This is a genomic window from Pseudomonas sp. BJa3, assembly GCF_026343815.1.
Taxonomy (GTDB): Bacteria; Pseudomonadota; Gammaproteobacteria; order Pseudomonadales; family Pseudomonadaceae; genus Aquipseudomonas; species Aquipseudomonas soli.
On the sequence record NZ_JAOXMC010000007.1, the window covers coordinates 27,259 to 51,835 of the forward strand.

Consider the following 24,577-nt stretch of genomic DNA (forward strand, 5'->3'; position numbering starts at 1 on the left):
TGGTGTTTCGACTGGCGCAAGGTGGCAGGGATGTTTCTCAGTGCATTGTATCGGTACCCGGTAAAATCGGCTCGGGCCCAGTGCCTGCAGGCGTCCGCTGTCGGCAACTTGGGCCTGGACGGTGACCGGCGCTGGCTGGTGGTGGAGCAGGAAAACGGCCGCTTCCTGACCCAGCGCGCCTGGCCCCGGCTGGGGCAGGTTGGCGCCAGTTACGGCGAGCAGGGTCAACTGCTGCTTCAGACGCCGGGGCAGGCGCCCTTGGAGGTGCCGGTACCGCCCGCCGACGAGGCCCTGCGCGGTATCACCATCTGGCGCGACACCTTGCGCGTGCCCGATGCTGGCGATGCCGCCGCGGCCTGGCTCAGCGAGCTTCTGGGCAAGGCGGTAAGGCTGGTGTACTGCCCCGAGCAGCGGGCCCGCTACTTGCCCAGCGGCTACGGCCTCAACAGTGACCGGGCAGCCTTTCCCGATGGTTTTCCACTGCTGCTGATCGGCCAGGCCTCGCTGGATGAGTTGAGCCGTCGGGTGGGGCGCCCCATGGACATGCTGCGGTTTCGCCCGAACCTAGTGGTCGAGGGGGCCGAGGCCTTTGCCGAGGACTGCTGGAAGCGCATCCGTATTGGCGACATGACCTTCCGCGTGCTCAAGCCGAGCGTGCGCTGCATCCTCACCACCCTCGATCCTGCCACAGGCGAACGCAGCCCGGACCGTGAGCCGTTGACCACGCTCAAGACGTTCCGCGAGAAGGAAGGCGATGTGCTGTTTGGCCAGAACCTGGCGGTGGATGGCGAGGGAGAGCTTAAGGTGGGGATGGCGGTTGAGGTCCTCGAGTAGCGCCATCGCGGGGCAAGTCGCATCGGCGCACCGCCGCTCCCACGTTAGCGTGGGCGCGGGGTGATGGCATTCCGATCACATATCGTCGAAATACCGCTCATGCCAATCCACCAGCGGCTGCGGTGAATTGAGCTTCTGCCCGTAGATGACCGAATACGACAGCACGTTCTGCACGTATTGGCGCGTCTCGTCGAACGGAATCGATTCGACCCACACATCGAAGCTCAGGTGCTTGGCGCCCTTGAGCCATTGGCGTACACGCCCGGGACCGGCGTTATAGGCGGCCGAGGCGAGCACGCGGTTACCGTTGAACTGGCTGTGTACCTGGCTCAGGTAGGCGGCGCCAAGCTGGATGTTCTTGTCCGGATTGAACACCTGCGCCGGCGAAGCCAGCGGGATACTGAACTTGCGTGCGGTTTCCTTGGCGGTGCCCGGCATCAACTGCATCAAGCCGCTGGCGCCGACACTGGAGCGGGCGTCTTCCATGAAGGCGCTCTCCTGGCGGGTGATGGCGAACACCCAGCTCGAATGCAGGCCGCGAACCTTGGCCTCGCGTACCAGGGTGTCGCGGTGGGCCATGGGGAAGCGAATGTCCAGGTCGTCCCAGTACTGGGCCTGGCTGATGGTGCGGATGGCTGGGAAGTACCAGCGCATGTCGTAGGCCAGCCGGGCTTGGGCGACCATTTCGTCACGGTTGAAGTGGCGGCTGACGTGATACCACTCGCGGCGCCCTTCGACGATCTGGCCACGGGCGTGGAACTCCAGTGCACGACGGATGCCAGGGGTGTTGCGGACTTTGTTGGTCACCGCCTGGCTCAGTGCCAGCGGCTTGTTGTTCAGCTGATAGGGCGTTTGTGCCCGGTCGGCGGCGAGGAAACCGTAGAAGTCGCGCTCGCGTGCGACGTTCTTGTACAGCAGCGGGACCTGGGGATTGTTGGGCTGGGCCAGCTCCAGGCTGCGCGCCTGCCAGTACTTCCAGCGGTTGCTGCTGGCCAGGTCCTGGGGCAGGCGCCTGGTCAGTTCGTAGGCTTCTTCCCAGCGCCCAAGGCGCAGCAGCAGGCGCAGGCGCCATTCGCTGACGGTGTTGTCGCGCAGTTCCGGGTCGTAGCGGGTCATCAGGTCCAGGGCGCGCGGGTCGTAGCGGCGGGCCAGGGTCAGGCCAATCTCGCGGGCGATGGCGACTTTCTCGTCACGGGAGAAGTGCATGCGCTGGGCATAGTCGTCGAGCAGCGCCATGGCTTGCTCCGGGTTCTGTCGGGCCAGGCGGCGAAGGCCAAGGCTGACCACATCGGACATCGCCTCGTTGACGGGTGTGAAGCGCGAAGGCTGGTTGAGCAGCTCAGGTTTCTGCGCCACGTCCAGCAGGAGTTTGCCCTGGGGGGCGAGCGTTGTGAGGGTTTTTACCAGGTTGTTGGCCAGGCCGTAATTGCGTGCCTGTGCCGCAAGCTTGGCGCGCTGCCAGCGCTTGGCCTCGGTCAACTGACCTTCGGCGGCCCACATGGCGAACAGGGTGTCGCAGGCTGTGGGCTGGGACTTGCCGACGTTCCACAGTTTTTCCGCGCTGGCGAAGCCTTCGGCGCGCAGGCCATGGGAGAGCTGATACTGGCCGTTGAGACAATCCAGTTCGGTGAAGTTGAGCTTGGGGTCGTAGTAGCGGGTGAAGGTGTTCCATTCACCGCGCTCGGCCAGCCAGCGCAACCAGCGCAGTTTCATCCAGTTGGCCTGGGGCAGGTCGCCGTGGGCCTTGAGGAAGCCCTCAATCTCTTCGTTGCTGGCGCTCTTGAGGCGCGCAGTCAGCTCGTCGTAGGTGAGGTAAGGCGTGAGCGGGTAATCGCGCAGCGCCTGCGCATAGCGCAGGTAGGGGCCCTTGTCGCCCTTGGCCAGGGCGCGCTTGGCCTCGTCGTAGTATTGACGTTGCTGGGTGATGTCGGCGGCCTGTGCGACGCTCGCGGCGAGGGTGGTCAGCAACAGGCAGGAAGCAATTTGTAACAGGCGGCTGCGCATGATACGTCCGGGCAGTGGAACCATGGAAAGTGACGGCGGAGCCAGCACTGTTGAGTATTACTGCTTAGCTTAGCCGTTTGCCGGTGGCCGGCGAAAGCGCTGTGCTTGTATCGAGTTGTTATCCGACGCCCTGTCGCGGCAACGGGCTTTTGATGCCCTGAAGGGGTAAGTCAGGTAGAATGCGCGCCCGGTTTTTGGAGATGATCATGACCCTGCTCAAATTCAGCGATGTGTCCCTCGCGTTCGGCGCCATGCCGCTGTTGGACAAAGTGTCCTGGCAGATCGCCCGTGGCGAGCGGGTGTGCATCATCGGCCGCAACGGCACGGGCAAGTCGAGCATGCTGCGCCTGGTCAAGGGCGAGCAGAAGGGCGATGACGGTGATATCTGGCGCGCCCCGGGCCTGAAGATTGGCGAGCTGCCGCAAGAGCTGCCGGTGGCCGACGAGCGTAGCGTATTCGATGTGGTAGCCGCTGGCCTTGACGGCGTCGGCGAGTTGCTGGCGCAGTTCCATCATCTGAGCCAGAACATCCACGGCGACGAGGATCTCGAAAAGCTCATGCACGTCCAGCATGAGCTCGAAGCCCGTGACGGCTGGCGCCTGCAGCAGGTGGTGGAAAGCACCCTGAGCCGCCTGCAGTTGCCGGCCGACAAGACCCTGGCCGAGCTCTCCGGCGGCTGGCGCCGGCGCGTGCTGCTGGCCCAGGCGCTGGTGTCCGAGCCCGACCTGCTGCTGCTGGACGAACCGACCAACCACCTGGACATCGGCGCCATCGCCTGGCTGGAAGAGGCCCTGAAAGGTTTCGGCGGCGCGGTGTTGTTCATCACCCACGACCGTTCCTTCCTGCAGAACCTGGCCACGCGGATCCTCGAGCTGGACCGTGGCGGGCTGATCGACTGGAACGGCGACTACGCCAGCTTCCTGGTGCACAAGGAGGCCGAGCTGGCAGCCGAGGCCACTGCCAACGCGCTGTTCGACAAGCGCCTGGCCCAGGAAGAAGTGTGGATCCGCCAGGGCATCAAGGCCCGACGCACCCGCAACGAAGGCCGCGTGCGCGCGCTCAAGGCGCTGCGCGTGGAGCGTGGTGAGCGCCGCGAACGCCAGGGCAAGGCCAATATCCAGATCGAAGTGGCGGACAAGTCCGGCAAGCAGGTGATGGTGCTGGAGGACGTCAGCTTCGCCCACCAGAATGGGCCGAAGCTGGTCAAGGATTTCTCCATGGTCCTGCAGCGCCAGGACCGTATCGGCTTGCTGGGTGCCAACGGCACCGGCAAGACGACCCTGCTCAAGCTGATGCTCGGCGACCTGGAGCCCACCAGTGGCAAGGTCGAGCGCGGCACCAAGCTGGAAGTGGCCTACTTCGACCAGATGCGCCATCAGCTGGATCTGGAAAAGACCGTCATCGACAACCTGGCCGAAGGCCGCGATTTCATCGAGATCGACGGCCAGAACCGTCATGTGCTGAGTTACCTCGGCGATTTCCTGTTCAGCCCGCAGCGTGCGCGCACGCCGGTCAAGGCGCTGTCCGGGGGCGAGCGCGCGCGCCTGCTGCTGGCCAAGCTGTTCAGCAAGCCGGCCAACCTGCTGGTGCTGGACGAACCGACCAACGACCTCGATGTCGAGACCCTCGAGTTGCTCGAAGAGGTGCTGTCCAACTACAAGGGCACGGTGCTGATGGTCAGCCACGACCGGGCCTTCCTCGACAACGTGGTGACCAGCACCCTGGTGTTCGAAGGTGAGGGGCGCGTGCGCGAGTACGTCGGTGGCTACGAGGACTGGATCCGCCAGGGCGGTTCGCCGAAGCTGCTCGGCGTGACCGAAAGCAAGGGCGGCAAGTCCGAGCTCAACAGCGCCGTGGTGCAGGCGCCGGTGGAGGAGGTGGCGCCTGTTGCCGCCGCTGCGCCTGCGGCCGATGCCAGCAAGAAGAAGCTCAGCTACAAGCTGCAGCGTGAGCTGGAGATGCTGCCGGGGCAGATCGATGCGCTGGAGCAGCGAATGGCTGAGGCGCAGGAAGAAGTGAGTGCGGCGGGCTTCTATCAGCGGCCGATTGCCGAGACTGCGGCGGTGCTGGCCAAGATCGAGAAGCTGCAGGGCGAGCTGGACGTGCTGGTGGAACGCTGGGCCGAGCTGGAAGGCTGAGGCCATCGCGGGGCAAGCCCGCTCCCACGCAGCCCTGTTTGACGGACTTTGTGGGGGCGGGCTTGCCCCGCGAGGAAAGTATTACTCGGCCTTCTTCTGCAACCGCACCGCCAATACATCGCACGGCGCGCCGTGCAGCACGTCGTTGGCGGTGGAGCCCAGCAGCAGGGCCAGACCGTGGCGGCCATGGCTGCCGACCACGATCAGGTCGCAATGCTGGTCCTTGGCTAGCTGGTGGATCTCCTGGCGCGGCTGGCCGTAGACCAGGTGCGAATCGCCGCGATTGATATCCGGGTACTTGTTGTACAGGCGCTCCATGCGTTCCTTGGCCTGGTCGAATTGTTGCTGCTGCAATTGCGACAGGTCCATCGGCACGTCGCCGCCGAAGGCCATGGCCATGGGCTCGACGATGTGCACCAGGGAGACCTTGGCACCGCTGGCCAGGGCGATGGCCTTGGCTCGCTTGATCACCGGGTCGCATTCTTCGGTCAGGTCGACAGCGACCAGAAGATGTTCATAGGACATGTGCAGTACTCCTGACAATCGCGATAGTAGAAGTATGGTCGCTTTCGCGCGGATCTTCCGTGAAACCTGACTAACCCGCTCATTTGCAACGCTTTATAAGGTCTACAGATATGACGGTATGGCTGGTGGTGTCAATCCTTGCGCTGATTCTCAGCCCGTTGGCCTGGTTGCGCCCTTCGCGCAAACAGAGCGAGCAGATGAGCCTGCGCCTGGAGGGGCGGCGCATGGGGCTGGCCATGCAGTTGGCGCCGCAACAGTGGCCGCACTGGCTGGAAAACGAACCGCCCAGCCCTTGTCCGCAGTACCATCGGGCGCGGCGCAAGGGGCGCGCGGACAGCTGGTGCTACTGGCAGATCACCCCGGGCGTGTGGTGGAACCAGTGGCGCGAGCCCTGCGAGGATCAGCGCCTGGCCGAGGCATTCGCCCGCCTCCCGGCAACGGTCTACAAGGTCGAGGCCGACAGTCGCATGATTGCTCTGTACTGGAGCGAGCGGGGCGATAAATCTGTTTTGCAGGATATTGCCCAAGTCCTCCAAGCCCTCGCCTGAAATCGCAGAAGGCAAAACGGCGCACCGGAGCAAGCATGCTCCGGTGCGCCGTTTTGCGTTTGAGCGTGAAGCAAAAGGCCAGGCAGGCCGGAAATACTTTCAATCAGGCGCAGTGTAGCCGTCCTGGGTGGATGCGTTTAAAAAAAGCACGTGTGCCGGCAGGGATGGTCTATCGCTGACATGAATGAAGGGCAATCACTGTCATCATGTTTCGTACCCAGAGGGTAGAAGATGACTGGAAAGTCGCGTTTTCACGGCCTTCGCGAGTATTTGACAACGCGGTTCTTTTCGGGGAATGTGTGCACACCCAAGTCAAACGGGCGTATGAATTGAGCGTTTGTATGTCAGACGGCTCTTACAGAATCCCGATTAGCGCGTCGACGGGTGTGCCTGGGGCGAGGGACCGGTAGAACCGGCTCTTGTTGCCAGCGATCGACGTGTACTGTTCAGCTTCCATATCGTGGAGATCAGTTGATGATTTACGAAGGTAAAGCCATCACGGTTAAGGCTCTTGAAAGCGGCATCGTCGAACTGAAGTTCGACCTCAAGGGTGAGTCCGTCAACAAGTTCAACCGTCTCACTCTGAACGAGCTGCGTCAGGCCGTGGACGTGATCAAGGCCGATGCCTCGGTCAAGGGCGTGATCGTCAGCAGTGGCAAGGACGTGTTCATCGTCGGCGCCGACATCACCGAGTTCGTCGACAACTTCAAGCTGCCCGAGGCCGAACTGGTCGCCGGCAACCTGGAAGCCAATCGCATTTTCAGTGACTTCGAAGACCTGCAGGTGCCGACCGTGGTCGCCATCAACGGCATCGCCCTGGGTGGCGGCCTGGAGATGTGCCTGGCCGCAGACTACCGGGTCATGTCCAGCAGCGCCAAGATCGGCCTGCCGGAAGTCAAGCTGGGCATCTACCCAGGCTTTGGCGGCACCGTGCGCCTGCCGCGCCTGATCGGCTCGGACAACGCCATCGAGTGGATTGCGTCCGGCAAGGAAAACCGCGCCGAGGACGCCCTGAAAGTCGGCGCCGTCGATGCCGTGGTCGCCCCCGAGCTGCTGCAGGCCGGAGCCCTGGACCTGGTCAAGCGCGCCATCAGCGGTGAGCTGGACTACAAGGCCAAGCGCCAGCCCAAGCTGGAAAAACTCAAGCTCAACGCCATCGAGCAGATGATGGCTTTCGAGACTGCCAAGGGCTTCGTTGCCGGCCAGGCCGGTCCGAACTATCCGGCGCCGGTCGAGGCCATCAAGACCATCCAGAAAGCCGCCAACTTCGGCCGTGACAAGGCTCTGGAAGTCGAGGCCGCAGGCTTCGCCAAGCTGGCCAAGACTTCGGTCGCCGAGAGCCTCATCGGCCTGTTCCTGAACGACCAGGAGCTCAAGCGCAAGGCCAAGGCCCACGACGAGATTGCTCACGACGTGAAACAGGCTGCCGTGCTCGGCGCCGGTATCATGGGTGGCGGCATCGCCTACCAGTCGGCGGTCAAGGGCACCCCGATCCTGATGAAGGATATCCGCGAGGAAGCCATCCAGCTGGGCCTGAACGAGGCCTCCAAGCTGCTCGGCAAGCGTGTCGAGAAGGGTCGCCTGACTCCGGCCAAGATGGCCGAGGCCCTCAACGCCATTCGCCCAACCCTGTCGTACGGTGACTTCGGCAATGTCGACATCATCGTCGAGGCCGTGGTCGAGAACCCGAAGGTCAAGCAAGCCGTGTTGGCCGAGGTGGAAGGCCAGGTGAAAGAGGATGCGATCCTCGCCTCCAACACCTCGACCATCTCCATCAACCTGCTGGCCAAGGCGCTCAAGCGTCCGGAAAACTTCGTCGGCATGCACTTCTTCAACCCGGTGCACATGATGCCGCTGGTGGAAGTCATCCGTGGCGAGAAGTCCAGCGACGTGGCCGTGGCCACCACCGTGGCCTACGCCAAGAAGATGGGCAAGAACCCGATCGTGGTCAACGACTGCCCGGGCTTCCTGGTCAACCGCGTGCTGTTCCCGTACTTCGGCGGCTTCGCCAAGCTGGTCAGCGCTGGCGTCGACTTCGTGCGCATCGACAAGGTGATGGAAAAGTTCGGCTGGCCGATGGGCCCGGCCTACCTGATGGACGTGGTCGGCATCGACACCGGCCACCATGGCCGCGACGTGATGGCCGAAGGCTTCCCGGACCGCATGAAGGACGATCGTCGCTCCGCCGTCGACGCCCTGTACGAAGCCAACCGCCTGGGTCAGAAGAATGGCAAGGGCTTCTACGCCTACGAGACCGACAAGCGCGGCAAGCCGAAGAAAGTCGCCGATGCCAGCGTGCTCGACGTGCTCAAGCCGGTCATCTTCGAGCAGCGTGAAGTCACCGACGAAGACATCATCAACTGGATGATGGTGCCGCTGTGCCTGGAGACCGTGCGCTGCCTGGAAGACGGCATCGTCGCCACCGCCGCCGAGGCCGACATGGGTCTGGTCTACGGCATCGGTTTCCCTCCCTTCCGTGGTGGTGCGCTGCGCTACATCGATTCGATCGGGGTCGCCGAGTTCGTCGCACTGGCCGACAAGTACGCCGACCTGGGGCCGCTGTACCACCCCACTGCGAAGCTGCGCGAAATGGCCAAGAACGGCCAGCGCTTCTTCAACTGAGCGCCCACGAGCTAGAGCGAGAATATTGATATGAGCCTGAATCCAAGAGACGTGGTGATTGTCGACTTCGGTCGCACGCCGATGGGCCGCTCCAAGGGTGGCATGCACCGCAACACCCGTGCCGAAGACATGTCCGCGCACCTGATCAGCAAGCTGCTGGAGCGCAACGACAAGGTCGACCCGAAGGAAGTCGAGGACGTGATCTGGGGCTGCGTCAACCAGACCCTGGAGCAGGGCTGGAACATCGCCCGCATGGCGTCGTTGATGACCCAGATCCCGCACACCTCCGCCGCGCAAACCGTCAGCCGCCTGTGCGGTTCGTCGATGAGCGCGCTGCACACCGCCGCCCAGGCGATCATGACCGGCAACGGCGACGTGTTCGTCATCGGTGGTGTCGAGCACATGGGCCACGTCAGCATGATGCATGGCGTCGACCCCAACCCGCACCTGTCCTTGCACGCTGCCAAGGCTTCCGGGATGATGGGCCTGACCGCCGAGATGCTGGGCAAGATGCACGGCATCACCCGTGAGCAACAGGATCTGTTCGGTGTGCGTTCGCACCAGCTCGCCCACAAGGCGACGGTCGAAGGCAAGTTCAAGGACGAGATCATCCCGATGCAGGGCTACGACGAGAACGGCTTCCTGAAGGTCTTCGACTACGACGAGACCATTCGCCCGGAAACCACCCTCGAAGGCCTGGCGTCGCTCAAGCCGGCGTTCAACCCGAAAGGTGGTACTGTTACCGCGGGCACCTCGTCGCAGATCACCGACGGCGCCTCGTGCATGATCGTCATGTCCGGCCAGCGCGCCATGGACCTGGGGATCCAGCCACTGGCGGTCATCCGTTCGATGGCGGTCGCCGGTGTGGATCCGGCGATCATGGGCTACGGCCCGGTCCCCTCGACGCAGAAAGCCCTCAAGCGCGCTGGTCTGACCATCGCCGACATCGACTTCTTCGAGCTCAACGAAGCTTTCGCCGCACAGGCCCTGCCGGTGCTGAAAGATCTGAAAGTGCTCGACAAGATGAATGAGAAGGTTAACCTGCACGGCGGCGCTATCGCCCTGGGTCACCCGTTCGGTTGCTCGGGAGCGCGGATTTCCGGCACCCTGCTCAACGTCATGAAGCAGAATGGCGGTACCCTGGGCGTCGCCACCATGTGTGTCGGCCTGGGCCAAGGCATCACCACTGTCTTCGAACGCGTCTGATCGCGGCGCAGGACAGCAGCCGGGGCCATGTGCCCCGGCTTTTGTTTTTTACAGGATTTGTTCAAGAGGGCGAGCGACATGCAGATACAACCTGGTGTGTACCGGCATTACAAAGGCCCTGAGTACCGTGTTTTCAGCGCTGCGCGACACTCCGAGAGCGAGGAGTGGATGGTGTTCTACCAGTGCCTGTATGGTGACTACAGCTTCTGGGTCAGGCCACTTTCGATGTTCCAGGAGTCCGTCGAGGTTGACGGCGAGCAGGTGCCACGCTTTGCTTTGGTCAAGGTCGAAGAGGGTCTCGGCGAGCGGCTGGGCAAGGCGCACGAGTGATAGACCGCGCTTGACCTCACTCTTTTGCCACTATATATAGCGGTGCCGCGTCCGGCACCTGACGCGTTTTTCATCTTCAGATTCAGGAATACTCCGATCCATGGGCAAATCGCTGGTCATTGTGGAATCCCCGGCCAAGGCCAAGACCATCAACAAGTACCTGGGCAGCCAGTACGTGGTGAAGTCGAGTATCGGCCACATCCGTGACCTTCCCACCAGCGGTTCCGCCAGTGCGAGCAAGGAACCGGCGGCCAAGCGCGGCAAGGCCGCGGCCGAGGCTCCGGCCTTGTCGCCGAAGGAGAAGGCGCGCCGCACCCTGGTCGCACGCATGGGCGTCGACCCCGAGGCGGGCTGGAAGGCCAAGTACGAGATCCTTCCCGGCAAGGAGAAGGTCATCGAGGAACTGCGCCGCCTGGCCAAGGATGCTGACACCATCTATCTCGCAACCGACTTGGATCGCGAGGGGGAAGCCATCGCCTGGCACCTGCGCGAGGCCATCGGCGGCGATGACAGCCGCTACAAGCGCGTGGTGTTCAACGAGATCACCAAGAAAGCCATCCAGGAAGCCTTCTCCCAGCCGGGCGAGCTCGATATCGATCGGGTCAATGCCCAGCAGGCGCGGCGTTTCCTCGACCGCGTGGTCGGCTACATGGTCTCGCCGCTGCTGTGGGCGAAGATCGCGCGTGGCCTGTCCGCCGGCCGCGTGCAGTCGGTGGCGGTGAAGCTGGTGGTCGAGCGCGAGCGTGAGATCCGTGCCTTCAACCCGGAAGAATACTGGGAAGTCCACGCCGACCTGGGCACTGCCAAGAACGCCAAGGTGCGTTTCGAAGTGGCCCGCGAGAAGGGCGAGGCGTTCAAGCCGCTCAACGAAGCCCAGGCCATGGCCGCGCTGGAGAAGCTCAAGGCCTCCAGCTACAGCGTGAGCAAGCGCGAGGACCGGCCGACCAGCAGCAAGCCTTCGGCACCGTTCATTACCTCCACCCTGCAGCAAGCCGCAAGCAACCGCCTGGGCTTCGGGGTGAAGAAGACCATGATGATGGCCCAGCGTCTGTACGAAGCCGGCTACATCACCTACATGCGTACCGATTCGACCAACCTGTCGACCGACGCCGTCGAGATGGCCCGCAGCTACATCGAGAAGGAGTTCGGCAAGCAGTACCTGCCTGCCGCGCCCATCGTCTATGGCAGCAAGGAAGGGGCCCAGGAGGCGCACGAAGCGATCCGCCCGTCCGACGTCAGCACCCACCCCACCAAGCTCAGTGGCATGGAGCGTGACGCCGAGCGCCTGTACGAGCTGATCTGGCGCCAGTTCCTGGCTTGCCAGATGCCGCCGGCGCAGTACCTGTCCACCAGCGTCACCGTGGTGGCGGGTGAGTTCGAGCTGCGCGCCAAGGGCCGTATCCTCAAGTTCGATGGTTACACCCGTGTGCTGCCGCAGCAGAGCAAGCCGGGCGAAGACGACGTGCTGCCGGAAATGGCCCAGGGTGAAGCGCTCAAGCTGATCCAGCTCGATCCCAGCCAGCACTTCACCAAGCCGCCGGCGCGCTTCACCGAAGCCAGCCTGGTCAAGGAAATGGAAAAGCGCGGTATCGGCCGCCCATCCACCTATGCGGCGATCATTTCCACCATCCAGGATCGCGGCTACGTCACGCTGCACAACCGCCGCTTCTATTCCGAGAAGATGGGCGACATCGTCACCGAGCGCCTGTCCGAGAGCTTCGCCAACCTGATGGACTACGGCTTCACCGCCGGCATGGAGGAGAACCTCGACGACGTGGCCCAGGGCGAGCGTGACTGGAAGAACGTCCTCGACGAGTTCTATGGCGACTTCAACAAGAAGTTGCAGACCGCCGAGTCCAGCGAGCACGGCATGCGTGCCAACCAGCCGACCCTGACCAACATTCCGTGCAAGGAATGTGGCCGGCCGATGATGATCCGTACTGCGTCCACCGGTGTGTTCCTCGGCTGCTCGGGTTACAGCCTGCCGCCGAAGGAGCGTTGCAAGGCGACGGTCAACCTGGTGCCGGGCGACGAAATCGCCGCCGACGACGAGGGCGAGTCCGAATCGCTGGTGCTGCGCGGCAAGCACCGCTGCCCGATCTGTTCGACGGCGATGGATGCCTACCTGCTCGACGAGAAGCGCAAGCTGCACATCTGCGGTAACAACCCGGATTGCGCCGGCTACGAGATCGAGGAAGGCAACTACCGCATCAAGGGCTACGAAGGCCCGAGCCTGGAATGCGACAAGTGCGGCAGCGAAATGCAGCTCAAGACCGGCCGTTTCGGCAAGTTCTTCGGCTGCACCAACCCAAGCTGCAAGAACACCCGCAAGTTGCTCAAGAGCGGCGAGGCGGCGCCACCGAAGATGGACAAGGTGGACATGCCGGAGCTCAAGTGCGAGAAGGTCGACGATACCTACGTGCTGCGTGACGGTGCCTCGGGCTTGTTCCTGGCGGCCAGCCAGTTCCCGAAAAACCGCGAAACCCGTGCGCCGCTGGTGCTCGAGATCGTCCCGCACAAGCACGAGATCGATCCGAAGTATCACTTCCTCTGCGAAGCGCCACAGAAGGACCCGGAAGGGCGCCCGACGGTGATCCGCTACAGCCGCAAGACCAAGGAGCAGTACGTGCAGTCCGAGGTGGACGGCAAGCCTACCGGCTGGAAGGCGTTCTACGACGGCAAGGCGTGGAAGGTCGAAGACAAGCGCTGATCTGAAGGCGTGACTGGGGCCGCTCCGCAGCCCCAGTCATTTGATGACAAGCAAAGCGCAATCCCTGAAACTGCAGGCAATCGCCTTGCAGCCTTCAGGAGTCAGTCGAAATGGCCCAGGAACTCTACACCCGCACCAACCAGAAACTGTTCTTCGCCGGCCTCGCGCTGGAGTCCATGGCTAAGGCCGCGGACAGCCAGGCGCTGAATGCCCAGGGGCTGCTCCAGGCCGAGCGCGAGTCGGCGCTGTTCCACCTGTATGGCGCGCTGCTTGGGCTGTGCCACGAGATCGCCGGCTTCTACCGCCTGCCCCAGGCCTCGGCGGCACGGGCGGAATTGCTGTTCAGCGACGAGGTGCTGCAGAGCGTGGCGATCCCGGAAATGGCCGAGCTGCTGGAGCTCGCCCGCCAGCCGGAAACCTGGCTGGCACGTCTGCTGGCGGCTTATGCCGATTTGTTCCGACCACCGGTCGCGAAGAAAACCGTGAAGGGTGACGTTACCCAGCCGCTGATCCAGGCCGTCAATCTGGACGAGCCTGAGCCGGCAGAGCTTTCCCGGGAGGAACTGGAGGCCTGGCGGCAGAACCTGAAAAGCCTGGTGAGACGATTCCGCGATGCGCTGAGTGAGTGCTGAGCGCTTCCATGGCTGGTACACTAACGGCCTTTCGTGAAAAGCAGGCCCTTTATGTCAACGTCCTTTCTAGAAATTGTCGAGTTGCCTGATGGCCGGATCGAGCTGCGCCGCGCCGAAGATGAAGGCTCCCTGGTAACCTTGGATTTTTCCGAGGATGCCAAGGCATTCCTGCAAGGACAGCATGTGGAAGTGGCCAAGGCCATGCTCAGCGTTGGTGTGCAAATGGCCGGCCGCCTGGTTGAAGGCGACTTCGAGCGAGAAGAGGGGCCGCGCGTCCTTCACTGAGCCACGGTAGCGGCCCAGGGTTTCAAGCGTTTGACAGGCAAAGCCTGAACATCAGCCGAGGCGGATGTTCAGGCTTTGTGCGTTTCCGCTGGCGGCTGCGCGCTGCAGCTGTTGGCGGGCGTTGCTGTTGATGGTGCCCAGCCAGCTGACCACGGTATGGCTGTGCCCGAGGCGCAGCGCCTCGCAGGCCAGTTGCAGGGCCGTCTGCCTGCCGCCGGGTTGCAGCAACAGGATGCGTTCGCGGTTCAGGCCGGCATCACGCAGCCAGGCCTGGGTGAGGCTGCTGGGTGGGGCGATGAGCGTCAGCCAACGGCTGTCGTCTTCTTCGCTGAGTTCGCGCAGGATCGGCGCCAGCAGGCTCTGGCAGTGCCCTGGCGCGCCGCGCAGGGCCAGCTCGCTGAACAGCTCTGGCTGGCTGCTCTTGCGCGGCGCCTCGCTGGGCTTGAGGCCTGGCAGCACTGGCTGGGCAAGGAAGGCCTCGAACAGCGGCAACTGGGCTTGCTGGGGTGCATGGGTGAACGGCTGCATGACGCCTCCTGGTTCAGCGGCGCAGGACGCCGACGCTCAAGCCCTCGATCACCAGCTCCTGTTCCTTCAGGTCGACTTCGATGGGGGCGAATTCGGGGTTCTCGGCGATCAGCCAGACCTTACTGCCTTCGCGCTTGAAGCGCTTGACGGTCACTTCGTCGCCGATACGGGCTACCACCACCTGGCCGTTGCGGGCTTCGCGGGTGGTGTGCACGGCGAGCAGGTCGCCGTCGAAGATGCCGATGTCCTTCATGCTCATGCCGTGCACCCGCAGCAGGTAATCGGCGCGCGGATGGAAGAAGGCCGGGTTGATGCTGCAGGAATCCTCGATGTGCTGCTCGGCGAGGATCGGCGCACCGGCGGCGACGCGGCCGATGATGGGCAGGCCGCTGTCCTCCTGCTTGGGCTCGAGGCCGGGGATGCGAATGCCGCGGGAAGCGCCAGGGGTCATCTCGATGGCGCCCTTGCGGGCCAGGGCTTTCAGGTGCTCCTCGGCGGCGTTGGGCGACTTGAAGCCCAGCTCCTGCGCGATTTCGGCGCGGGTCGGCGGGAAGCCGTTGTCTTCGAGGCAGCGTTTGATGAAAGCCAGAATCTCGGCTTGGCGTGGCGTCAGTTTCAGCATGGGCGAGGGCTCTGTCTTTATATACAGTGACTGGGATTATATACAGTGGCTGGCAAGCTGCAAGCACCCTTGCCGCACAACAGCTGCAAAGCGTGCGCATTCAATGCCTTGTGGCTGTGTTTAAATGAGCGACCACCCAGTCACTGAGCCTTGACATAATCAGGCTTGAAACGTATGTTTCAAACAACTGTTTGTCAGGCGGAGTAGTCATGGCCCAATCGGAAACCGTTGAGCGCATCCTCGATGCGGCGGAGCAGCTGTTCGCGGAGCGCGGGTTCGCGGAAACCTCATTGCGGCTGATCACCAGCAAGGCCGGGGTCAACCTGGCGGCGGTGAACTACCATTTCGGATCGAAGAAAGCCCTGATCCAGGCGGTCTTTTCCCGCTTCCTGGGCCCTTTCTGCGCCAGCCTGGAGCGTGAGCTCGACCGCCACCAGGCGCGTCCCGAGCAGAAGGCCTCGCTCGAGGAACTGCTGGAAATGCTGGTGGAGCAGGCCCTGGTGGTGCAACCGCGCAGCAACAACGACCTGTCGATCTTCATGCGCCTGCTGGGCCTGGCCTTCAGCCAGAGCCAGGGGCACCTGCGCCGTTACCTGGAAGACATGTACGGCAAGGTGTTCCGCCGCTACATGCTGCTGGTCAACGAGGCCGCGCCGCGCATTCCGCCACTGGAGCTGTTCTGGCGCGTGCACTTCATGCTCGGCGCCGCGGCGTTCAGCATGTCGGGTATCAAGGCGCTGCGCGCCATTGCCGAAACCGACTTCGGCATCAACACCTCGATCGAGCAGGTCATGCGCCTGATGGTGCCGTTTCTGGCCGCAGGCATGCGTGCCGACAGCGGTGTCACCGACCAGGCCATGGCCGCGGCGCAGTTGCGCCCACGCAGCAAGTCCGGCGCGCCCGCCAAGGCCTGAGCACTGGGCGGGGCAGGGCGCTTGCGCTAAGCTAGCGCCCATGCCTGAATTCGCCCCCGCCGCAATTCCCGTCAGCACGGCAGCTTCGCCACTGAACCATCGGACACCGCGTTGTCCGATGTGTGCGTGCGTCTGCGCGACCTCCGGATCTTCAATGAAGGACTCCCTATGACTGCCAGCCTGCAAGGCTCCCTGATGGTGGACATCGCCGGTAAATGGCTGACCGCCGAAGACCGCCATCTGCTGCGCCAGCCCGAAGTGGCCGGCCTCATCATCTTTGCCCGCAACATCGACAGCCCGCGCCAGGTGCGCGAGTTGTGCGCCTCGATCCGCGCCATCCGTCCCGAGCTGATCCTCGCCGTGGACCAGGAAGGCGGGCGGGTCCAGCGCCTGCGCCAGGGCTTCGTGCGCCTGCCGGCCATGCGCGCCATCGCCGACAACGCCAATGCCGAATACCTGGCCGAGCAGTGCGGCTGGCTGATGGCCACCGAGGTGCTGGCGGTAGGCCTGGACCTGAGCTTTGCCCCGGTGCTGGACCTCGACCATCAGCGCAGTGCGGTGGTCGGCAGCCGTGCCTTCGAAGGCAATCCACAGCGGGCTACCGAACTGGCCGGCGCCTTCATCCGTGGTATGAATGCCGCGGGCATGGCCGCCTGTGGCAAGCATTTCCCCGGTCACGGCTGGGCCGAGGCCGATTCCCATGTGGCGATCCCGGTCGATGAGCGCAGCCTGGAACAGCTGCGCACAGCCGACCTGGTGCCGTTCACCCGCCTGAGCGGCCAGTTGGCGGCGGTGATGCCGGCCCACGTGATCTACCCGCAGGTCGACAACCAGCCTGCCGGCTTTTCCCGGCGCTGGCTGCAGGACATCCTGCGCGGCGAGCTGGGCTTCGACGGGGTGATCTTCAGCGACGACCTGTCCATGGCTGGCGCCCACGTGGTGGGCGATGCCGCCAGCCGCATCGAGGCCGCGCTGAGCGCGGGCTGCGACATGGGCCTGGTGTGCAATGACCGGGCTTCGGCCGAGCTGGCGCTGAGCGCGGCGCAGCGCATGAAGGTCAAGCCGTCGCCGCGGATTGCACGGATGCGCGGGCAGGGCTTTGCGCGTACCGATTACCGCCAGCAGCCGCGTTGGCTGGAGGCGCTGGGGGCGTTGAAGGAAGCCCAGCTGGTCGACTGACCTCGCTGGCCTTCTCGCGGGGCAAGCCCGCTGCCACGAAGCCCTGAGGGTTAGTGGCAGCGGGCTTCTACTTGCTTCGTTTACCCGGCAGTGGCGCGAACAGCGCCTCGATCTCTTCATCCCCCAACCGCCATTGCCCGGCCTGCCCGCCGTCGAGCAGCCCGGCTGCCAGTGCCGCCTTCTCTTGCTGCAACTGCTGGATCTTCTCTTCCACCGTTCCCCGGGTGATCAGCTTGAACACGAACACCGGCTTGTCCTGGCCGATGCGGTAGGCGCGGTCGGTGGCCTGGTTTTCACTGGCCGGGTTCCACCACGGGTCGTAGTGGATCACGGTGTCGGCGGCGGTCAGGTTAAGCCCCGTGCCGCCAGCCTTGAGGCTGATCAGGAATACCTCGCTGTCGCCATTCTGGAACTGCTGCACGGGGGCGCGACGGTCGCGGGTGTCGCCGGTCAGCAGGCTGTAGCGGATGCCGCGCTTCTCCAGCTCGAACTCGATCAGTGCCAGCATCGAGGTGAACTGCGAGAACAGCAGCACCTTGCGCCCCTCGCTGAGCAACTCCTCGAGCATCTCCAGCAGGCTGCCCAGCTTGCCCTTGTCGGCGAACGAGCCCTTGGCCTCGGTGCCCTTGACCAGGCGCAGGTCGCAGCACACCTGGCGCAACTTGAGCAGTGCGTCGAGGATGACGATCTGGCTGCGCGCGGCGCCGTTGCGGGCGATCTCGTCGCGGACCTTCTTGTCCATTGCCACCCGCAGCGTCTCGTAGGTGTCGCGTTGGGCGTCGCTGAGCTCGACCCAGTGGATCATCTCGGTCTTGGCCGGCAGTTCGGTGGCCACCTGTTCCTTGGTGCGGCGCAGCAGGAACGGGCGGATGCGGCTGGCCAGGTGGGCCATGCGCTCGGCGTCGCCGTGGCGCTCGATCGGGGTACGGTAGTCCTGGGTGAAGCGCTTGCTGTCGCCCAGCCAGCCGGGCATCAGGAAATGGAAGATCGACCACAGCTCGCCGAGGTTGTTCTCCATCGGCGTGCCGGTCAGGCACAGCCGCTGGCAGGCCTGCAGCTCGCGCACGGCCTGGGCGGCCTTGCTGGTGCTGCTCTTGATGTTCTGCGCCTCGTCCAGCACCAGCAGGTGCCAGGGCTGGGCCTTGAGTGGCTCCAGGTCGCGGGGGACCAGGGCGTAGGTGGTCAGCACCAGATCATGCTCGGCGAGGTTGGCGAAGTGCTTGTTGCGGCCCGGGCCATGCAAGGCTAGCACGCGCAGGCCGGGGGCGAAGCGCCGGGCTTCGTCGAGCCAGTTGGGCACCAGGCTGGTAGGCATCACCGCCAGCGCCGGATGTTCCAGTCGCCCGCTTTCCTTCTCCAACTGCAGGTGGGCCAGGGTCTGCAGGGTCTTGCCCAGGCCCATGTCGTCGCCGAGGATGCCGCCGGTGCCCATTTCGCGCAGGGCTTGCAGCCAGTTCAGGCCCTGCTGCTGGTAGGGGCGCAATGTGGCGTTCAGGCCTTCGGGCGGCGTCACCTGCAGGTCGCGGGCGTCGCGCAGGCGCCGGCCGAGGTCGCGCACATGGCTGCCACCTTCCCATTGCAGCGGCAGGTGGTCGATGTCGTTGAGGCGCGCGGCATCGGTGCGGTCCAGGCGCAGGCTCGGGCCCACGGCGTCGTCGTGCAGGTACAGTTCGCCCAGGGTGCCCATCACCGCCTTGATGCGCCCGTAGGGCAGGGCGACCCGCAACGCCGGGCCGTCATGGCGGGCGCGGTTGAGGTCGATCAGCAGGTGCTCGTCGTCATTGCGCCGCGCCAGTTCGCTGGGCCGCAGCAGTTCCGGGCTGGTGCGCAGCAGTTGCAGCACAATTGGCAGCAGGCTGTGGCGCTGGCCGTCGACCACGATACCCAGTTCGAGGTCGAACCATTCGTGGCCTGGCGCTTCCTCGATGGTCGCATACCAGTCGTCGACCTCGTGCAGGTTGAAGGCGAAGTCGCGGTGCACGTCGATCACCCAGCCTGCCTCGCGCAGGCGCGGCAGGCCCTCGCGGGCGAAGCGCAGCCAGGCTTCGTCGTCGGGCAACTGGTACATTTCGCCGGCGCTGTCGGGCAGGGCCTTGCTCTGGCGGGTGGCCACCTTGAAGCCGTGGTCGCGCAGGGCCTTGCGCAGGGCCTGCTCGGCCTGTGGCTGGCGCTGGATGCGCTGGCTGGTGGTGCCCACCAGGCGGCTGAGTGGCTTGTCGTCGCTGCCGCTTGCACGCAGGCCGTCGTAGTCGAATGCCAGCGCGGCGCGGTGCTGCATCTGGCGTTGCATGCGCCCGGTCTTGGGCGTGTAGGCGCTGAATTCCAGGCTGCCGAGGGTCAGGTGCGGGATTGGCTCGATGCCGTCGAGCTGTTCTTCCTGCACGGCGGTGGGGGTCGGCAGGCGATGGTTGAGCGCGTTGAGCTTGTGGCTGAGAGGCACGATAAGGTGTTCCGGTACATCGGGGGCAAGGGACAGCTGCAGGGCGGTATGCGGGTCCAGGTCGTGGCTGACGGTACCGACTTCCTTGGTATCGATATCGAAATAGAACAGCGGTATCAGCGGCAGTATGCAATTGAGCGGCTGCTCGCCGCAGTACCACATGCCTCGGTAGTCACCATTGTCCAGGCGAACCCAGCGGAACTGTGCCCGGCGTTCCGCGCCCTGTTGCAGCAGCGGCAGCCCTTCGATGAACATCAGGCGCCCGGTGTCCAGCACCCGCTGCAGCAACTCGCCGCCTTCATGACCCTTGAGCGTGTAGCCGCGTTCCTGGCCGTAGGGTGCGTTCTGCGCGGAGAGCTGGCGCAGGATGCGCAGGTCTTCCTCCTTGACGTACTTTGGCGGCTCGTAAAGCAATTCGTATAACGAATGGATGCGGCTGTAGCGGATGCCGTGCTCTTCGCGAGTACCCTTGCGCACGCGCAGCGCGCAGCTGCTGTGGTCATCGACGAGCATCAACTCGTAACAGACCATGCGCCCGCGCCGGTCTTCAGCGCCGTCTTGCCTGGGGGTGGGCTGCTCCAGGCCCTGCAGCCAATGCTGCAGGTGATGAGGCAGTTGCTCGCCGCTGGCCGCACCACGCCCGTAGCTGCTGGCCAGGGTGTAGAGCGCGGCGGCGCAGTGCTTGCAGTTCTCGCCGACCGGGCAGGAGCAGTTGCCGCGCACGTGGCATTGCCCGGATGGCCGCGCAGTGATGATGATCCGCTGGCGGTAGACATTGCCGCCGCTGCCGCGGCAGGTTGAATCGATGCGAGATTCGCCGTGGGACTGGATCTGCACCAGGCCCTGTTCGGCGTAGCGCTCGCCACGTTGCAGGGTGGCCGCGGAAAAGTCGCGCTTCCAGCTCCGATTCTCGGCTACCAGCTTCTGCACATCGGCGTTCACGGTTTCACTGCTCCATCATTTCCGGATCCGGCAGTGGCATCTTGCGCATGCCGGCAGGAGATACCTTGAGCAGCACGGCCAGGTGACCCCCATCGAGGAAGGTCAGCTGCCCGGCTTTCATGTTGCTGTTGCTCTGCTTGAATTGCTCGCTGCGCAGCACGCTGCCATTGCTGTCGAGCTGGTTGACCCAGAGGTTTGCGTCGACGGCGATGAAGCGGTTTTCCTGGATGCTCAGGTTGCCTTCGATCGGGAAGTGGCCGAACTGTTCGTCACCGGCACTCAGGGCAACGGTTTCGCCATCCTGCTGCCAGGCCTTGTGCAGCAGCACGGTGTAGTCGGCGGTGGCCTGCAGGCGGGTGACTTCGTCACCCAGGCCGGTCGGGCGCTCGGCGCCTTTTTCCAGGCGCGGCGCGCCGGCGCTCCAGTCTTCCGGGGCGAACGGGCTGGTGATCGCCGGCACGGCGTTCTGCCGCACCAGGATCATTTCCACCTGGTAGGGGCCTGCGGCGAAGGCAGCTGGCGTGAGCAGGGCCAGCAGCAGGGTCAGGCAACGGATGGCACGCATGAAGCTTCCTTATGGATTTTGTGGGGTGAGGCGCTCGAACAGCGCTTCCAGGGTGTTGAAACGTTCTTCGGGGCGTTCCATCGGCACCAGGAAGCGGAACTGGGTCGCGCCTTCGAACTTGTAGCGTTTGGGCTGGCCCTGGATCAGCTTGATCAGGGTCAGCGGGTCGACCGGGGTTTCGGCTTCGAATTCGAGCTTGCCGCCGTTGGGGCCGGCATCGACCTTCTTGATGCCGAGCTTTTCCGCCTGCAGCTTGAGCAGGGTCAGGCGCATCAGGTTCTTGGTCGGCTCCGGCAGCAGCCCGAAGCGGTCGATCATCTCCACCTGCAAGTCCTTGAGCCCCTCTTCGTCGGCTGCCGAGGCGATGCGCTTGTACAGGATCAGGCGCGCATGCACGTCGGGCAGGTAGTCCTCGGGGATCAGCGCCGGTAGGCGCAGGTTGATCTCCGGGCCGCCGCCAAGCGGCTGTTCGAGGTTCGGCTGGGTGCCCTTGCGGATGGCCTTGACCGCGCGTTCGAGCATCTCCATGTACAAGGTGAAACCGACCGCCTGGATCTGCCCGCTCTGGCCTTCGCCGAGTAGTTCGCCGGCGCCGCGGATCTCCAGGTCGTTGGTGGCCAGGACGAAGCCCGCGCCCAGGTCCTGGGTATTGGCGATGGCCTCCAGGCGTTTCTCGGCGTCAGCGCTGATCTGCTGGCGCGGCGGGGTCAGCAGGTAGGCATAGGCCTGGTGGTGGCTGCGCCCGACCCGGCCACGCAGTTGGTGCAATTGCGCCAGGCCGAACTTGTCGGCGCGCTCGATGACGATGGTGTTGGCGCTTGGCACGTCGATGCCGGTCTCGATGATGGTCGAGGCAATCAGCACGTTGAAGCGCTTGTGGTAGAAGTCGCTCATCACCTGCTCGAGCTCGCGTTCGCGCATCTGCCCGTGGCCGATGCCTATGCGTGCCTCGGGCACCAGTTCGGCCAGCTCGGCCGCGCACTTCTCGATGGTTTTCACATCGTTGTGCAGGTAGTACACCTGGCCGCCGCGCAGCAGTTCGCGCAGCAGCGCTTCCTTCACCGTGCTCTTGTTCTGCTCCATGACGAAGGTGCGCACCGACAGGCGCCGCGCCGGGGGCGTGGCGATGATCGACAGGTCGCGCATGCCCGACACGGCCATGTTCAGCGTGCGCGGAATCGGCGTGGCGGTCAGGGTGAGGATGTCCACCTCGCTGCGCAGCGCCTTGAGCTGTTCCTTCTGGCGCACGCCGAAGCGGTGTTCCTCGTCGATGATGGCCAGGCCCAGGTCCTTGAAGCGCACGTCGTCCTGCAGCAGCTTGTGAGTGCCGATGAGGATGTCGATCTTGCCCTCGGCAAGATCCGCCGCGGCGCTGGCCACTTCCTTGGCCGACTTGAAGCGGCTCATCACCTCGACCTTCACCGGCCAGTCGGCGAAGCGGTCGCGGAAGCTGTTGTAGTGCTGCTGGGCGAGCAGGGTCGTGGGCACCAGCACCGCCACCTGGCGGCCGCTGTGCACGGCGATGAAGGCGGCGCGCATGGCCACCTCTGTCTTGCCGAAGCCGACGTCGCCGCACACCAGGCGGTCCATGGGCTGGCCGGCGAGCATGTCGGCACGCACCGCCTCGATGGCGGTCTGCTGGTCGGGGGTTTCCTCGAACGGGAAACCGGCGCTGAAGGTGGCGTAGTCGGCGGCCGGGTCGGCGAAAGCGTAGCCCTTGCGCGCGGCACGGCGGGCGTAGATATCGAGCAGCTCGGCGGCGACGTCGCGCACCTGCTCGGCGGCCTTGCGCTTGGCTTTCTGCCAGGCTTCGGAGCCGAGTCGGTGCAGCGGGGCGAGTGCATCGTCGCTGCCGGTGTAGCGGGCAATCAGGTGCAGGTTGGCCACCGGCACGTAGAGTTTGGCGCCCTCGGCGTATTCGAGGGTGAGGAACTCGGCGGCCTGGCCGTCGATTTCCAGGGTGGCCAGGCCCAGGTAGCGGCCCACCCCATGGTCGATGTGCACCACCGGCGCGCCTTCGCGCAGCTCGGTGAGGTTCTTGATCACCGCGTCGTTGGCCGCCTCGCCGCGTTTCTCGCGGCGCCTGCGCTGCATCACGCGCTGGCCGAACAGCGGGCTTTCCGCTACCAGGGCAATGGCCGGGTCGTCCAGCAGCAGGCCGTCGTCCAGGGGGGCGATGGTGATCGCCAGGCGTTCGCCGCCGGTGACGAAGTCGGCCCAGCTGTCGACCGTCTGCGGGCGCAGCTTGAGGCGCTCGAGCAGCTCCAGCAGCACTTCGCGCCGGCCCGCGGACTCGGCGGTGAACAGCACGCGGCCGCTGAACTGGTCGAGGAAGTTGGCCAGTTCCGCCAGCGGCTGGTGGGCCTTGGCCTCGATGGCCAGGTTGGGCAGGGCACGGGCGGGGAAGCGCTCGCGCCCCGCGCCGGCGTCGAGGTCCTCGGCGCTGACTACCACCCGTGGCCATTGCTTGAGGCGGGCGAAGCAATCCTCCACCGGCAGGAACAGTTCCGCAGGGGGCAGTAGTGGCCGGGTCATGTCGCCGCGGCGCTCTTCATAACGCCCGCGCACATCGTTCCAGAAGTGTTCGGCGGCCTGTTCCACGCCCGGTAGCGAGAACACCTGGGTGTCGGCCGGCAGGTAATCGAACAGGGTGGCGGTTTCTTCGAAGAACAGCGGCAGGTAGTACTCGATGCCGGCGGGGATGATGCCGCTGGTGAGGTCCTGGAAGATCGCGCTACGGCGGAAGTCGACGTCGAAGCGTTCGCGGAAGCGCGCCTTGAAGCGCGTCACCTCGTCCTTCTGCATGGGGAACTCGCGCGCCGGCAGCAGGCGGATCGAGTCGACCTTGTCGATCGAGCGCTGGCTTTCCGGGTCGAAGGTGCGCAGGGTCTCGATCTCGTCGTCGAACAGGTCGATGCGGTACGGCTGTTTGCTGCCCATCGGGAACAGGTCGATCAGCGCGCCGCGCACGGCGAACTCGCCGTGCTCGTAGACCGTGTCGACGCAGCGGTAGCCGCTGGCTTCCAGGCGCGCGCGCATCTGCTCGACGTCGATCTTCTGGCCCACGTCCAGCACCAGGCTGCTGCCCAGCAGGAAGCGCGTGGGGGCCAGGCGGTGCAGGGCGGTGGTGATCGGCACGACGAGAATGCCATGGCTCAGCTCCGGCAACCGATAGAGGCTGGCGATGCGCTGGGAGATGATGTCCTGGTGCGGCGAGAACAGGTCGTAGGGCAGGGTTTCCCAATCGGGGAAGGGCAGCACCGGCAGTTCCGGCGCGAAAAAGCGCAGTTCCTGCTCCAGGCGGTCGGCCGCCTGGCTGTCGGCGGTCAGCAGCAAGGTGAAGCGACCGGCGGTACTGGCAGCCTCGGCGACGGCCAGGCTCAAGGCCGCGCCGGGCAGGTTGCCCCAGGTTTGTTTGCCGGCCGTGGCCGACATTTGCGGTAGGCGCAGAACTGACACGGGAGATCGGACTCCAAGCGTTGCGGCAAAGAGGTCGATTGTACCGGTGACGAGGCGCGCTGTCAGGTTCGAAAGGGCTTGGCGACGGGGGTTG

Annotated in this window: 18 protein-coding genes; 11 read left to right on the top strand and 7 right to left on the bottom strand. The window is 64.6% G+C overall.

Annotation, left to right across the window (positions count from 1 at the left end; all coding sequences use genetic code 11):
* The first annotated feature begins 30 nt into the window (after positions 1-30).
* Positions 31-834 carry an MOSC domain-containing protein gene (locus OH705_RS09880; protein WP_094010558.1) on the top strand — a complete coding sequence of 268 codons (804 nt, stop codon included), beginning with the start codon at positions 31-33 and terminating at the stop codon, positions 832-834.
* Positions 835-909: 75 nt separating this feature from the next.
* Here OH705_RS09880 and OH705_RS09885 read toward each other — a convergent pair whose 3' ends face one another.
* The gene (locus OH705_RS09885) at positions 910-2,838 is read right to left on the bottom strand and encodes a transglycosylase SLT domain-containing protein (RefSeq protein ID WP_038705742.1); all 1,929 of its coding nucleotides are present in this window, start codon (positions 2,836-2,838) and stop codon (positions 910-912) included.
* Positions 2,839-3,044: 206 nt separating this feature from the next.
* Between OH705_RS09885 and OH705_RS09890 the strand changes: the two genes are divergently transcribed.
* Complete coding sequence (locus OH705_RS09890; protein ID WP_217866622.1) at positions 3,045-4,976, top strand: ATP-binding cassette domain-containing protein; 1,932 nt, start codon at positions 3,045-3,047, stop codon at positions 4,974-4,976.
* Between the two features lie 81 nt (positions 4,977-5,057).
* Here the strand turns inward: OH705_RS09890 and OH705_RS09895 are convergent, their stop codons facing one another.
* Positions 5,058-5,501: a universal stress protein gene (locus OH705_RS09895; protein WP_023631394.1), complete on the bottom strand. Its 444-nt coding sequence runs from the start codon at positions 5,499-5,501 to the stop codon at positions 5,058-5,060.
* Between the two features lie 110 nt (positions 5,502-5,611).
* On the opposite strand from OH705_RS09895, the gene OH705_RS09900 reads away from it, so the two are divergent.
* The 7 genes from OH705_RS09900 to OH705_RS09930 all read left to right on the top strand — a co-directional run bounded on the left by OH705_RS09900 (position 5,612) and on the right by OH705_RS09930 (position 13,834).
* The gene (locus tag OH705_RS09900) at positions 5,612-6,049 is read left to right on the top strand and encodes a hypothetical protein (RefSeq protein ID WP_094010555.1); all 438 of its coding nucleotides are present in this window, start codon (positions 5,612-5,614) and stop codon (positions 6,047-6,049) included.
* A gap of 474 nt (positions 6,050-6,523) precedes the next feature.
* Positions 6,524-8,671: a fatty acid oxidation complex subunit alpha FadB gene (fadB, locus tag OH705_RS09905; protein WP_038705744.1), complete on the top strand. Its 2,148-nt coding sequence runs from the start codon at positions 6,524-6,526 to the stop codon at positions 8,669-8,671.
* Between the two features lie 30 nt (positions 8,672-8,701).
* Positions 8,702-9,877 carry an acetyl-CoA C-acyltransferase FadA gene (gene fadA, locus OH705_RS09910; RefSeq protein ID WP_023629457.1) on the top strand — a complete coding sequence of 392 codons (1,176 nt, stop codon included), beginning with the start codon at positions 8,702-8,704 and terminating at the stop codon, positions 9,875-9,877.
* Positions 9,878-9,955: 78 nt separating this feature from the next.
* Positions 9,956-10,207: a DUF1653 domain-containing protein gene (locus OH705_RS09915; RefSeq protein ID WP_031314692.1), complete on the top strand. Its 252-nt coding sequence runs from the start codon at positions 9,956-9,958 to the stop codon at positions 10,205-10,207.
* A 100-nt stretch (positions 10,208-10,307) separates the two neighbouring features.
* Positions 10,308-12,917 (top strand): type I DNA topoisomerase, encoded by a 2,610-nt coding sequence (gene topA, locus OH705_RS09920; RefSeq protein WP_038705745.1) that lies wholly within the window; start codon positions 10,308-10,310, stop codon positions 12,915-12,917.
* Between the two features lie 110 nt (positions 12,918-13,027).
* Positions 13,028-13,549, top strand: a complete 522-nt coding sequence (locus tag OH705_RS09925) for a DUF6586 family protein (protein WP_023630869.1) — start codon at positions 13,028-13,030, stop codon at positions 13,547-13,549.
* Between the two features lie 51 nt (positions 13,550-13,600).
* Complete coding sequence (locus OH705_RS09930; RefSeq protein WP_023630868.1) at positions 13,601-13,834, top strand: hypothetical protein; 234 nt, start codon at positions 13,601-13,603, stop codon at positions 13,832-13,834.
* A 51-nt stretch (positions 13,835-13,885) separates the two neighbouring features.
* Here the strand turns inward: OH705_RS09930 and sulA are convergent, their stop codons facing one another.
* Both sulA and lexA read right to left on the bottom strand, forming a co-directional pair.
* Complete coding sequence (sulA, locus tag OH705_RS09935) at positions 13,886-14,362, bottom strand: SOS-induced cell division inhibitor SulA (RefSeq protein WP_104444211.1); 477 nt, start codon at positions 14,360-14,362, stop codon at positions 13,886-13,888.
* 13 nt (positions 14,363-14,375) lie between these two features.
* Positions 14,376-14,984 carry a transcriptional repressor LexA gene (lexA, locus tag OH705_RS09940; protein WP_023632613.1) on the bottom strand — a complete coding sequence of 203 codons (609 nt, stop codon included), beginning with the start codon at positions 14,982-14,984 and terminating at the stop codon, positions 14,376-14,378.
* 209 nt (positions 14,985-15,193) lie between these two features.
* On the opposite strand from lexA, the gene OH705_RS09945 reads away from it, so the two are divergent.
* A complete protein-coding gene (locus OH705_RS09945; protein ID WP_046856397.1) occupies positions 15,194-15,898 on the top strand; it encodes a TetR/AcrR family transcriptional regulator in 705 nt (234 codons plus the stop codon).
* Positions 15,899-16,078: 180 nt separating this feature from the next.
* Complete coding sequence (gene nagZ / locus OH705_RS09950) at positions 16,079-17,077, top strand: beta-N-acetylhexosaminidase (protein WP_177410847.1); 999 nt, start codon at positions 16,079-16,081, stop codon at positions 17,075-17,077.
* Positions 17,078-17,144: 67 nt separating this feature from the next.
* On the opposite strand, the gene OH705_RS09955 is transcribed toward nagZ, so the two are convergent.
* Genes OH705_RS09955 through mfd form a run of 3 tightly spaced genes read right to left on the bottom strand, consistent with a single transcriptional unit; the run spans position 17,145 to position 24,483 of the window.
* The gene (locus tag OH705_RS09955; RefSeq protein ID WP_267302089.1) at positions 17,145-20,459 is read right to left on the bottom strand and encodes an SNF2-related protein; all 3,315 of its coding nucleotides are present in this window, start codon (positions 20,457-20,459) and stop codon (positions 17,145-17,147) included.
* 4 nt (positions 20,460-20,463) lie between these two features.
* The gene (locus tag OH705_RS09960) at positions 20,464-21,024 is read right to left on the bottom strand and encodes a CsiV family protein (RefSeq protein WP_267302090.1); all 561 of its coding nucleotides are present in this window, start codon (positions 21,022-21,024) and stop codon (positions 20,464-20,466) included.
* A 9-nt stretch (positions 21,025-21,033) separates the two neighbouring features.
* Positions 21,034-24,483: a transcription-repair coupling factor gene (mfd, locus tag OH705_RS09965; RefSeq protein WP_038705749.1), complete on the bottom strand. Its 3,450-nt coding sequence runs from the start codon at positions 24,481-24,483 to the stop codon at positions 21,034-21,036.
* Positions 24,484-24,577: the final 94 nt, after the last annotated feature.